The sequence below is a fragment of the Pseudoalteromonas sp. KS88 genome (genome assembly GCF_004766475.1).
GTDB lineage: Bacteria > Pseudomonadota > Gammaproteobacteria > Enterobacterales > Alteromonadaceae > Pseudoalteromonas.
The window spans coordinates 122,694-134,645 of record NZ_PYHV01000012.1; the positions used below are offsets into that span (position 1 = coordinate 122,694).

An 11,952-nucleotide genomic window follows, 5' to 3' on the forward strand; every position below is an offset into this window, starting at 1 on the left:
GTTTCTAATACCTCCGTTAATAAATTACTCGTCTGCGAACCAACAAATGTTACGCGCAGCCATTATCAGCTCACCTGCTTGTTCAGGTGACAGCTCAGTAATATCAACTAACTCGTCGATACCCTGTTCAGCCAAATCTTCAAGCGTTACTACACCTTTACTTGCCATTACAAATGCAAGGTGACGCTCTAACCCTTCTAATGCTAATAAGTCTTCAGCAGGCTCAGCACCTTCTAGGCTTTCTTCAGTTTTTAATGCTTTAGTTGTTAGAGCATCTTTTGCACGTGAACGTAACACGTCAACCGTATCTTCATCTAGGCCGTCAATTTCTAAAAACTCTGACGCTGGCACATAAGCCACTTCTTCAAGTGTTGAGAAGCCTTCGTTAATAAGCAACGTTGCAAAGTCATCATCAATATCTAAGTTTTCAGTGAATAAGTTAATTAACTTATCTGATTCAGCTTCGTTCTTTTGACGCATGTCTTCGACAGTCATTACGTTTAATTCCCAACCAGTTAACTGGCTAGCAAGACGTACATTTTGACCATTACGACCAATTGCTTGTGCAAGGTTATCTGCCTCAACAGCGATATCCATTGAGTGCGTGTCTTCATCCATTACGATAGACGCCACTTCTGCAGGTGACATAGCATTGATAACAAATTGCGCTGGGTTGTCATCGTAAAGAACGATATCAACACGCTCACCACCTAATTCAGTTGAAACTGCTTGCACACGTGCACCACGCATACCTACACAGGCGCCCACTGGGTCAATACGCTTGTCGTTAGATTTAACAGCGATTTTAGCACGAGAACCTGGATCACGAGCTGCCGCACGTAATTCGATCATCTCTTCGCCAATCTCTGGCACCTCAATGCGGAACAGTTCCATTAGCATTTCTGGCTTAGAACGCGTTACAAATAACTGCGCGCCACGAGCTTCTGGTTTTACTTCGTAAAGTAGACCACGGATACGGTCGCCTGGACGGAAGTTTTCACGCGGTAGCATGTCGTCACGGTAAATAACCGCTTCAGCATTGTTACCTAAGTCAAGCACGATTGCATCACGTGTTGCTTTTTTAACAACACCTGTTACAAGCTCGCCTTGCTGATCTTTGTATGCATCTACAACTAAAGCACGCTCAGCTTCACGTACTTTTTGTACGATAACTTGCTTAGCCATTTGTGTTGTAATACGGTCAAATTTAATTGACTCGATTTGCTCTTCAACAAAATCACCAAGTTGTAGATTTTCATCTTCAACTTGTGCAGCTTCAAGTGTAATCTCGCTGTATGGGTTCTCTAATGAACCATCTTCAAGTACTTGTGCAATCTGCCAGCGACGGAATGTATCGTAGTCACCAGTTTTACGGTCAATTGCTACACGAACTTCAATTTCGCCTGTGTGTTTTTTCTTGGTCGCAGTCGCTAATGCGAACTCTAGCGCTTCGAAAATCTTTTCTTTTGGTACCGCTTTCTCATTGGAAACGGCTTCAGCAACCAATAATATCTCTTTTGCCATGGGTAATGCCTCGCTTGCCCTATTCCTTCGCACTCGAACTAAAACTTTGCGATTATGTTCGCACGTTCAATGTTGCTAAGCATGATCATATTTTCAGCACCATCAATAGATAGTGTGATCATATCACTGCTAACTGATACTAAGTCGCCTTTAAAGTTACGACGACCATCTTGTGGAAGCTTAGTACGCACGCGTACTTCCTCTCCTTGCGCCTTCTCGTAGTGATCTTGTTTGAATAATGGACGATCAACACCAGGAGACGATACTTCCAAATCATATTCATTTGTAATCGGGTCTTCGACATCTAAAATTGCGCTTATTTGACGACTAGCATCAGCACAGTTATCAACCGAAATCCCCGCTTCATGGTCAATATAAACCCTAAGCGTAGAATGGCGACCTGCTTGTACAAACTCAAGACCATGTAGTTCAAAGCCTAACATTTCAACAGACGGTGAAAGCATGGTTAGTAAATCTTGCTCAAGTTTTGTCACGAAAATCCTCCATACAAACAAAAAAAGGGCTTATAGCCCTAAAATACGTAGCTTATTTTTTGGTTAAAACCAAGTGGTGCAGATACAACAACGCCCCGAACCAAGCGGGGCGTCACACCTAAAGCATAAAACTGTGTGGCCATGGGCCAAGCTTGGTTGCGGGTAGCAATGCCACCTAAATAAGCTCAATAGCTTAAACGCAAAACGCGCATTACATAGAATGCGCGACTTCATATAAATAACAGACTTAACGGCCATCTATATATTGGCTTTAGAATATAAAACAATCGCTAATGCAAGTCGCTTCTTTTCTTAATCCAATTTAAATTGGTTGCGGGAGCCGGATTTGAACCGACGACCTTCGGGTTATGAGCCCGACGAGCTACCAGGCTGCTCCATCCCGCGCCAACTGTTACTTATCACTAAGTAACTATTTAGCTTTATCACTCTAAGCTAAACAATGCGGCTATTATAAAGGCTCTTGGCATAATTAGCAACCAAAAAACAGATAAAGAATTACACTGTAAATATGCGATATTTAAGGGCAGGCGTTAGTAACAAACACGGAGTTGTTAATGGTAAATTTCAGTGGTGGCCTACCACCACCTATGACTTGATTAATAGCAAAAGCGGCTAGACTCAATAAATATATTATTAGTTGCGTTTACATGGTGAGTAGATATAACCATCTTTAGAGCTCAATTTGACTGAGACACGCTATGAATAACCAAATATAAGTTACTATTTACTTACCTATAATGGTTTCTATTGCCTATACTTAAAAAAATACACTGGGCATAATTCGGGGGGATTTATGGGAATTAGTACGCTTGAAAAACAACTATTACTGAATAGTCTTCACGTTGTTAAACCCAACTTCCACTGCTTTTCATATACATTTCAAATGCATGTAAAAAGAGAACCTCTTGATATGCTTTGTTTATCAAACAGTAAAATAAATGAAAAAACCTATATCCTTTATTGTGTTCTTGAACGTATCGTTATGCACTTGGATAATCTAAGAACAGTTACTCCTTTTATAGAACATTATGCTAAAAACTTAAGTAATATGGGCATGAGCCACCAAGACACAGATATTCTATGCAACTCATTCTTAGCGACTTTAAAAATTCATCTAAAAGGCTGTTATCCACCTAAGTTAGAAAGCGTTTGGCAGCACGCAATTAATATATTCAAAAGTATTGTCACAGGTTATTTATTTAATACTAGCAACGTATTAAAACTCAGTGATTTCATGAATAAACAACAAGTCAATATTGAGTCATAGCCTACAATATCGTCATAAAAAATCCGATCGCATGACTCTTTGTCTTCGTAAAGCAGCTATACACTATAAATCCATGAACAATAAATTAGTCTGGCATATTCTATGAAATACAATACTCTTCGATTTATTTTTGGCGATCAACTTAACCCTAACCATAGCTGGTATAAAGAGCAGCAACAGGATGACATCCTTTATGTTATTGCCGAATTAAAGCAAGAAACAGGCTATGTTAAACATCATATTCAAAAAGTCGTTGCTTTTTTTAGTGCCATGGAAAATTTTGCCAATGCGTTGAAAAGCGCAAAATTAAACGTACTTCACCTAACTTTAGATGACACACAAAATGACAAAACGCTTTACGATCTTTTAGAACGGTTAGCACAACGTTACCATTGCAATAAAATTGAATACCAATACCCGGATGAATACCGCTTGCAAAAGCAAATGGATAATCTTAAACAAAATAGCACAATAAAGGTGAAAGGCACCGACACAGAGCACTTTTTATTACCATTTAAAGATATACCTAAGCATTTTAAAAAAGACAAACATATCAAAATGGAGTTTTTTTATCGGATGATGCGAAAGCGTTTTGATATCTTAATGGAGGGTGACTCGCCTAAAGGCGGCCAATGGAATTACGACCAAGCTAACCGTAATAAGCTTAAAAAAGCTGATTTGGAGAAAATACCCCAAGCAAAGGTATTTCAAAACTCTATCCAAAATATTGTGACACGTATTGAAAGCCATGATGTGAAAACATTTGGCCACTGCTCTGATACTTTACTTTGGCCTACCAGTCGTAATCAGGCAAAACAATTACTTGATTACTTTTGCGCATATTTACTTCCTTTATTTGGCCAGTTCCAAGATTCAATGACCTGTAATAGCTCTGAACAATGGAGCCTATACCATAGCCGCATTTCTTTTGCGCTAAACACTAAAATGATCCACCCGATGCAAGTCATAAACCAAGTTCTTAAAGAGTTTGAATCGCGACCTAACGATATCAACCTAGCACAAGTTGAAGGATTTATTCGGCAAATTCTGGGATGGCGTGAGTATGTACGTGGCGTTTACTGGCAAAACATGCCCGATTACGCAGTTAAAAATGAATTAAACGCTAGTCGTTCTTTGCCTGATTATTTTTGGCATGGAAAAACTAATATGAATTGTATGAAGCATGCAATTAGCCAAAGTTTAGACACGGCATACGCGCATCATATTCAACGCTTAATGATAACCGGTAATTTTTGTTTATTAACTGAGATGGACCCTGCCCAAGTAGATAGTTGGTATCTGGGTATTTATATCGATGCCATTGAATGGGTAGAAATGCCTAACACACGCGGTATGAGTCAGTTTGCCGATGGAGGGCTTATTGCAACTAAGCCGTATGCGGCAAGTGGAAATTACATAAATAAAATGAGCGATTACTGCAAAGATTGTCATTATAACGTAAAGGAAAAAACTGAAGACTCTGCATGTCCTTTCAATAGCTTGTATTGGCACTTTATGGATAAGCATGAAGAAAGATTATCTCGAAACCCGCGTATCGGTATGGTGTATAAAAATTGGCAGAAGCAAGCTCCAGAACAGCGCCAAGCCACCTTAGGCAGAGCTAAATGGTGTTTAGATAATATTGAAAACTTGTAGACAATATTGATTACTGAACCAGTAATAAAAAAGCCGCCTCAAATGAGGCGGCTACTAAAAATAACAAGTCAATTAGGGGAAATAATGTTTAAGGGTTGGTTATTTCCCTTCTAGCAAGTTACCACTGCCAATTTCAATTTTGCGTGGCTTTAATGCTTCTGGTATTTCACGTTCTAGGTCAATACTCAGTAAGCCGTTAGCTAAATCTGCGCCAAGAACTTTAACATGGTCGCCTAGCTGAAATTTACGCTCAAAGTTACGTTCGGCGATACCCTGATGAATAAACTTACGCTCATCAGATTCACCTTTTTCGGCTTTTATACCTGCAACTTTTAAGGTGTTGTTTTCTGACTCAATGGTCAGCTCATTGTCACTAAAACCGGCTACAGCCATAGTGATACGGTATTTGTCTTTATCGAGCGCTTCGATATTGTACGGAGGAAAACTTGGCTGCTTGTCTGTGCGAGCCGCGGCATCCATTAAAGATGCTAAGTGATCGAAGCCAATGAATGAACGATAAAGTGGTGATAAATCTACTGTACGCATAATAATATCCTCATATTTAAGCGATATTTTGCATGTGCTTTTCGTTTGAACAAGCGCAGGCAAAGTTTAATTAATAATATAAATTTCAATTACTTTTGTTTAATTTGGGACCCATCAGGCGTCCTCACTAAACTATATATGGACGGCAAAATTGTTTTCAAGTAAAAAAATAAAAAAGTTTAAAAAATAATGAGGGACATACTCTTTGTATGCCCCACTCCTCTAAATTATGGTGCAAATGTGCCACGAATTGGGTAATCGTTTTCACGAATAAACTTAATACCCGAGAGTAGCGCATTTAAATCAGGGCGTGAAAATGGCGCGTTAGATTTATCGGTGATCTGAATTTGATTATCTTCATTAAGTACAAATATCGCAGGCTCTGCAAATGGATGATCGGTCTCATTTTTATTACGCGGCTCACTAATATAAACGCCTAAATCTGTCATTTGCTCGAGTGTTAAGCCAGAATAAAGCGGGAAATTAACCTCTAAGTCCTTCAAATGTCCGTTCAACTGCTCTTGGCTATCAGCACTGACAGCGGCAATCTCGATACCTGCCTCAGTGTAGTCATCTTTTATCTTAGCCAAAGCGTTTAATTGCTTAGTGCATAGCGGGCAATGCTTACCACGGTAAATAACTATCATCTTCCAAGGTAGCTCAGTTTGTCGCTCAGTTAAATCAAGAGATTTGCCATCAATATCATTTGCCGTCAATGTAGGCATTATGTCTGCTGGTGCTGTAGTCTTGTTCATAATCATGATCTCCTTTGTAAAGTGTAAACCTAAACATCTTCATGGTTTCCATTAAAATAACTTAGGGTTAAACTTAATAATTCAACCACAAGAATGTCACTCAGTTTGGAGATATACTTGAAACTCATTCGCAGTACACTGATAAACATAGCTTTGGCAGCAATAATCTTTTTTTTGGTTAGCGCGTTTCAAGAGCGTAATCTACTAAAAACAAATAATAGCGCAGCTCCCTACTTTAGCTTGGCATTACTTAATAAGATCGATAAACGTTTGAGTATCGCTGAGCTTAAAGGAAAAACGACTGTTATTTACTTTTTCGCCCCCTGGTGCACGGTTTGCAAATACAGCATGCCAAATTTAGAAGCCGCCATAAAAGGCAGTGACATTAATGCGATTGGTATTGCACTGGATTATAAAAGTACAATGCAAGTAGAAGAGTTTGTCAGTGATTTAGCGCTGACAATGCCAATACTGCTTGGAAATGAGCAAACTCAAGCTAACTATAAAGTATCCGCTTTTCCTACCTATTACATTATCAATGAGCAACTTCAGATCAGTGCGCGTTCTATGGGTTATTCAAGCCAATTAGGTATTACATTAAGGGCTTTGTAACAGTGTAATAATTTGCAACACTTAGCCTACAAGTACTTACAGTTTACTAAGTATTTTTACGTTGTTTCTCTCTATGATACGTGGCAATCACATTCGTTCACAACCATGGAAGAGACATGATAGCCAACCAACTGCACACACTTTTTCGTTTAACGCCGCTTGCCCTTTGCTTGCCACTTTTAGCACAGGCAAATACTGATTCATCAACAAATAAAGACACAATGGAACATATAGATGTTATCTATAAACGCAGCAGTATCACCAGTGAAATAACAGAAAACACCGAAAAATTAGTCACTATGCCCGGCGCAATGGGCGACCCGCTCCGTGCTGTTTTTGCATTACCAGGTGTCGTTGCTGCGGGTGGCTCAATGAGTGAGCCAGCTGTACGTGGTTCATCACCTGATGACAACCTATTTGAAGTTGACTTTATGCCTGCAGGCTATATCTTTCATGACTTTGGCAGCTCTATTTTTAATCGTTATTTAATTCAAGATTTTCAGCTTTACTCGGCAGGCTACGGTTCCAGCTATAGCAATGCCACTGGTGCCGTGTTTGACGTAACACTGCGTAACCCAAAGTACCAACCGATTACAACCACTCTGGATTTTACAATGTTTAATGCCGGTGTTTTTATGGAAGGACAGTTAACAGAAAACACCGCATTTTATCTATCAGGGCGAAAAAGTACCTTACCCCTATTTTTCTCAAAAGGTGAAGAGCTTGAAGATGATGATGGAGAGCTCAGTGGTGTCACCATCAACGATGCGCCTGATGATCATGACTATCAAGGAAAGTGGATTTGGGACATCAATGATAAAAATGCACTTACGGTATCATTTACAGGCGCTAAAGATTCAGTTGCAGCAGGTTTTAATCAGCGTGCCGAATTATCACTAAAGAACCCAGAATATCAAGGCGATGCTGATTTCATTCGCGAATTTATCAGCCAAAGTATTTTGTGGGATCACTTTAATAAAGACTTTAGTTTACGGTTAGGTATTGGTGCACTCGATCATTCAGGGCGATTAGAATACGGTAAACGCGCCACCTTGAGTGATGGTTTTTTTGAAGAAGAACAGGAAAAACAAATCACCTATAAAGGCCGCTTAAATTGGCGCATCAATAAAGCGCAGCAACTTGTATTTGATGCTGCTTATTTTGATAACGACACAACTTACAGTTACGATGGCTTTCAGTATCTTTGTACTGAGCTGGACCCTGATTGTGATTTAAATAAAGGCGAACGCATCACGGGCAAAGACAGCCTCGCGCTTGATAAATACTTTGTTGGTGCTAGTCATATTTGGGATATCAATGACCAATGGCAAAGTGAAGTGGGTGTACAGTATCAGAGCAATGATTACACCGATGAAGATTTTGTTATGCCACGCCTTGCTCTTACCTACTTTATTAATGATCGTAACAGTATTAACGCCAAATATGGCCACTATAACCGTATGCAAGATGTTGACTACCTATTACCAGAGCATGGTAACCCTAATTTACGTTCGCAAACCTCAAAACATGGCAGTCTAGGTTTTGCACAAGAACTTGCAGGTGATTGGACATGGTCTGTTGAAGGGTATTATAAAACCATGGACGATTTACCATTAGCATTAAATAACTACCCTGACGCAGCAACGCTTTACAGCAACGATGTCACAGGGCGCGCTTACGGTGTTGACTTATTAATTAATAAAAATAAAACGGATAAATGGTATGGCTGGCTCGCTGTGAGCTATGCAAAAAGTGAGCGTACTGATCAACGCCAAAACATAACCCGAGACTATTACGCAGACACCCCTTTAGTTGTCAATATGGTGTTTAATTATCAAATCAGTGAAAAGTGGCAAGGTGGCTTTAACTTCACAGCACGCAGTGGTCAAACTTACACCCCTATTATTGGTGTGAAAGAAAACCCCGAGTTTGAGGGGCGGTTTTTACCTGAATACGGCGACCCGTTCTCCAAGCGATTTGATGTATATCATCGCCTTGATATTCGTTTCGAACGTAAAACAGACTTTTGGGGGTTAGATGGCGTTTTAATTTTAGAACTAATGAACGCATACGGCCAAGGTAATACAAGCGGTATAGATTTAGACTATCAAAAAGTGTCCTCAACGAATGATTTAATTATCAAAGAAAGTGATGACGATTTTGAGATGCGCCCTTCAATTGGCTTCAGCCTCACCTTCTAACTATTTGATGAGCTCGTAGTGTCATTAATCACTCGAGCTCATCATTTAAATAGAATTAACTAATCGTTTTTTTACACTGTATATTTTGCTTCAGTTAGATAAGATAGACAAAACCAAATCGAGGAGAGCGATATGTTAACTGTAATTTTTGGCCGTGAAGGCTGCCCATTTTGTGTTCGTGCAAAAGATGTTGCACAAAAATTAGCTGATGAACGTGATGACTTCAAATTTCGTTATATTGATATTATCAAAGAAGGCATTAGCAAAGAAGATCTAGAACAGTCTGCTGGTAAACCATGCCCGACTGTTCCGCAAATTTTTGTAGACCAAGCTCACATCGGTGGGTTCACTGAATTTGAAGCTTACGCAAAAGAAAACCTCGGCTTATACAAATAAGTATTGCGTTGTTATTATTAACCAGTTCAACTTGAGCGAATATTGAGCTGGTTAAATTTCAATCAACATCAAGCACATATAAATTAGTTGTAATTTATACAAGCAATTGCCTCGTATTTCCTATACAATGCGCGCCTCTTTAAATTCGTTGAGGCGTATTAATGTCAGAACCAGTCACGTTTGAATCTCTAAATCTTTCTCCTGCAATTTTAAAGGCAGTTGAAGAGTTGGGTTACAAGACACCATCTGAAATCCAAGCTCAATGTATACCGTTATTGCTAGAAAGAAAGGACGTACTGGGACTAGCACAAACGGGTACAGGTAAAACAGCAGCATTTGCACTGCCATTACTAAACAATATTGACCCGTCTGTGAAACAGCCACAGATCCTTGTACTCACACCAACCCGTGAGCTTGCGATCCAAGTTGCTGAGGCATTTGAACAATATGCAAAACACACTCGTGGTGTAGAAGTATTGGCACTTTATGGTGGCCAAAGCTACAGCATCCAATTAAGTGCACTTCGTCGTGGCGCGCAAATTATTGTCGCAACGCCTGGTCGCTTAATCGATCACATTAACCGTGGCACAATCAAGTTTGATGCTTTACAAGCACTTGTACTTGATGAAGCCGATGAAATGTTACGCATGGGCTTTATCGATGATGTTGAAAACATCATGGAAAAAACGCCGCGTGAAAAGCAAACATGTCTTTTCTCTGCGACTATGCCTAAGCAAATCCAAAATATCAGCAGCAAATATATGAATAACCCTGAACAGGTTCATATTTCTGCACGTAACTCGACTGTATCTTCAGTTGAGCAAGTATTTTGGAATGCTCACGTACATAAAAACAAAGCCATCGTACGCTTCTTAGAAGCTGAACAATACGAAGGTGCAATTGTTTTCGTACGTACACGTAACGACACAGTTCAACTTGCTGAATTATTAGAGCGCGAAGGTTTCTCTGCTGCGCCTCTTAATGGTGATATGAACCAGCAAGCACGTGAACGTACTGTTGATCGCTTAAAAAGCGGCATGCTAAACGTTGTTATTGCAACAGACGTAGCTGCTCGTGGTCTTGATGTTGACCGTTTAAGCTTAGTTATCAACTACGATATTCCACAAGACTCTGAAGCCTACGTTCACCGTATCGGCCGTACAGGTCGTGCTGGTCGTACTGGTAAAGCAATTTTATTCGTTAAGCATAACGAGCGTTATTTACTTAAAAATATCATTCGTCATACTAAATCTGAAATTGCCCAAGTTGAACTACCAACAGCTAAAGTTGTTGAAGAAAAACGTATCAATGCATTACAAGAGAAGCTTACCCTTGCTCTTGAAAATAAAGATATCACTTTCTTCAATGAAGTTGCTGCTAACATGGCACAAAAACTTGACCTTGCTCCTGAAGACTTAGCCGGCGCATTACTGTGTTTAGCACAGCAACAATCGCCAATCAAAGTTGAAGAAGTTAAGATTCAACCACGTGAGCGCAATGAGCGTAATGCTCGCAATGAACGTGGTGACCGTGGTCGTCGTAACGAACGTGGTGGTGAGCGCGCTGAGCGTAAACCTCGTGAGCGTAATAGCCGTGATGCAGGTCCTATGGATACTTACCGTATCGAAGTAGGTCGTGAACATGGTGTTCAAGTTAAGAACATTGTGGGTGCAATCGCTAACGAAGCTGATATCTCAAGCAAGTTTATTGGTGACATTCGTCTTCACGACAGTCACAGTACGGTACAATTACCGCAAAACATGCCTAAAGATGTACTTGATCACTTCCAAAAGGTGTTTATTTGTAAACGCCCAATGGGTATGACATTGACTCAAGATCAAGGCCCAGCTGAGCCACGCGGCGAACGCTCTGAGCGCCCTAGCGGTGACAGAAAGCGTAACTTTAACAAAGACAACCAACGCGGTGATAAGCGTGGCGGTCCTCGTAAAGAACGTCGTCCAGTGAGCTTTACATCTAACTAAGTTACTTAGTTCAGATAGTCGACTAAAAAGCCTTTTCATTAATTTGATAAGGCTTTTTTGTTTCCTCCTCCAAAGTATTTCCACATCAAAGACTTCATGCATGAAAGGTGTTCAAATGCGCTCTGGCGTATTATGGCACTAGAGTACACACCTGCTCATCACTAATCATAAAATACCTTTAGAGAAGCTTAGAGAGCCTTAACAACTCACTACTATGTACTTAACCTGAACTCTGGATAATAAATCTATCTCCAGCGGCTACTTTCAACGCTAACTGCGTTGAATTTACTTGCAATAGGCTAGCTATTGACGCGTAAATTCGCCTTGTTATCGCTAAAAGTCTCCGGCTGGAGACTAATAAATATATTTGTGATTTAATATCAATACATTAGGGCGTGTTGACCTTTGTGGATTGAAATTTGTTCAATCTAGGGGCGATTTAATCGCGGCGCGAGGTTTGTAACCTAGCGGGCTAAGTAAAAACCGAGCAACAAAGAG

Annotated in this window: 10 protein-coding genes and 1 tRNA gene; 6 read left to right on the forward strand and 5 right to left on the reverse strand. The window is 40.0% G+C overall.

Annotation, left to right across the window (positions count from 1 at the left end):
• Nucleotides 1-24: 24 nt before the first annotated feature.
• The 3 genes from nusA to C7Y70_RS07965 form a co-directional block, all read right to left on the reverse strand.
• Nucleotides 25-1,524 carry a transcription termination factor NusA gene (nusA, locus tag C7Y70_RS07955; protein ID WP_099296522.1) on the reverse strand — a complete coding sequence of 500 codons (1,500 nt, stop codon included), beginning with the start codon at nucleotides 1,522-1,524 and terminating at the stop codon, nucleotides 25-27.
• Nucleotides 1,525-1,562: 38 nt separating this feature from the next.
• A complete protein-coding gene (gene rimP / locus C7Y70_RS07960; protein WP_099296523.1) occupies nucleotides 1,563-2,018 on the reverse strand; it encodes a ribosome maturation factor RimP in 456 nt (151 codons plus the stop codon).
• A gap of 328 nt (nucleotides 2,019-2,346) precedes the next feature.
• A tRNA-Met gene (locus tag C7Y70_RS07965) sits at nucleotides 2,347-2,423 on the reverse strand.
• Between the two features lie 409 nt (nucleotides 2,424-2,832).
• On the opposite strand from C7Y70_RS07965, the gene C7Y70_RS07970 reads away from it, so the two are divergent.
• Together C7Y70_RS07970 and C7Y70_RS07975 are read left to right on the forward strand one after the other, a co-directional pair.
• Complete coding sequence (locus tag C7Y70_RS07970) at nucleotides 2,833-3,306, forward strand: globin (protein ID WP_135474192.1); 474 nt, start codon at nucleotides 2,833-2,835, stop codon at nucleotides 3,304-3,306.
• 102 nt (nucleotides 3,307-3,408) lie between these two features.
• Complete coding sequence (locus C7Y70_RS07975) at nucleotides 3,409-4,962, forward strand: cryptochrome/photolyase family protein (RefSeq protein WP_135474194.1); 1,554 nt, start codon at nucleotides 3,409-3,411, stop codon at nucleotides 4,960-4,962.
• A gap of 99 nt (nucleotides 4,963-5,061) precedes the next feature.
• Here C7Y70_RS07975 and C7Y70_RS07980 read toward each other — a convergent pair whose 3' ends face one another.
• Together C7Y70_RS07980 and C7Y70_RS07985 are read right to left on the reverse strand one after the other, a co-directional pair.
• Nucleotides 5,062-5,508 carry an Hsp20 family protein gene (locus tag C7Y70_RS07980; protein WP_135474196.1) on the reverse strand — a complete coding sequence of 149 codons (447 nt, stop codon included), beginning with the start codon at nucleotides 5,506-5,508 and terminating at the stop codon, nucleotides 5,062-5,064.
• A 227-nt stretch (nucleotides 5,509-5,735) separates the two neighbouring features.
• Entirely contained in the window at nucleotides 5,736-6,263 is a 528-nt protein-coding gene (locus C7Y70_RS07985; protein ID WP_135474198.1) for a peroxiredoxin-like family protein, read from the reverse strand.
• A 117-nt stretch (nucleotides 6,264-6,380) separates the two neighbouring features.
• On the opposite strand from C7Y70_RS07985, the gene C7Y70_RS07990 reads away from it, so the two are divergent.
• The 4 genes from C7Y70_RS07990 to C7Y70_RS08005 all read left to right on the forward strand — a co-directional run bounded on the left by C7Y70_RS07990 (nucleotide 6,381) and on the right by C7Y70_RS08005 (nucleotide 11,454).
• Nucleotides 6,381-6,875, forward strand: a complete 495-nt coding sequence (locus C7Y70_RS07990) for a TlpA disulfide reductase family protein (RefSeq protein ID WP_135474200.1) — start codon at nucleotides 6,381-6,383, stop codon at nucleotides 6,873-6,875.
• Between the two features lie 116 nt (nucleotides 6,876-6,991).
• On the forward strand, nucleotides 6,992-9,076 hold the full coding sequence (locus C7Y70_RS07995; RefSeq protein ID WP_135474202.1) for a TonB-dependent receptor: 2,085 nt from the start codon (nucleotides 6,992-6,994) through the stop codon (nucleotides 9,074-9,076).
• 132 nt (nucleotides 9,077-9,208) lie between these two features.
• Entirely contained in the window at nucleotides 9,209-9,472 is a 264-nt protein-coding gene (locus tag C7Y70_RS08000) for a GrxA family glutaredoxin (protein WP_099296530.1), read from the forward strand.
• A 161-nt stretch (nucleotides 9,473-9,633) separates the two neighbouring features.
• Complete coding sequence (locus tag C7Y70_RS08005; protein ID WP_135474204.1) at nucleotides 9,634-11,454, forward strand: DEAD/DEAH box helicase; 1,821 nt, start codon at nucleotides 9,634-9,636, stop codon at nucleotides 11,452-11,454.
• Nucleotides 11,455-11,952: the final 498 nt, after the last annotated feature.

Bases quoted from the DNA above. Each gene is read 5' to 3' on its own strand.
- C7Y70_RS07975 (WP_135474194.1), top strand. From the start codon at position 3,409: ATGAAATACAATACTCTTCGATTTATTTTTGGCGATCAACTTAACCCT.
- C7Y70_RS08000 (WP_099296530.1), top strand. From the start codon at position 9,209: ATGTTAACTGTAATTTTTGGCCGTGAAGGCTGCCCATTTTGTGTTCGT.
- C7Y70_RS08005 (WP_135474204.1), top strand. From the start codon at position 9,634: ATGTCAGAACCAGTCACGTTTGAATCTCTAAATCTTTCTCCTGCAATT.
- C7Y70_RS07980 (WP_135474196.1), bottom strand. From the start codon at position 5,508: ATGCGTACAGTAGATTTATCACCACTTTATCGTTCATTCATTGGCTTC.
- nusA (WP_099296522.1), bottom strand. From the start codon at position 1,524: ATGGCAAAAGAGATATTATTGGTTGCTGAAGCCGTTTCCAATGAGAAA.
- C7Y70_RS07985 (WP_135474198.1), bottom strand. From the start codon at position 6,263: ATGAACAAGACTACAGCACCAGCAGACATAATGCCTACATTGACGGCA.
- C7Y70_RS07970 (WP_135474192.1), top strand. From the start codon at position 2,833: ATGGGAATTAGTACGCTTGAAAAACAACTATTACTGAATAGTCTTCAC.
- C7Y70_RS07995 (WP_135474202.1), top strand. From the start codon at position 6,992: ATGATAGCCAACCAACTGCACACACTTTTTCGTTTAACGCCGCTTGCC.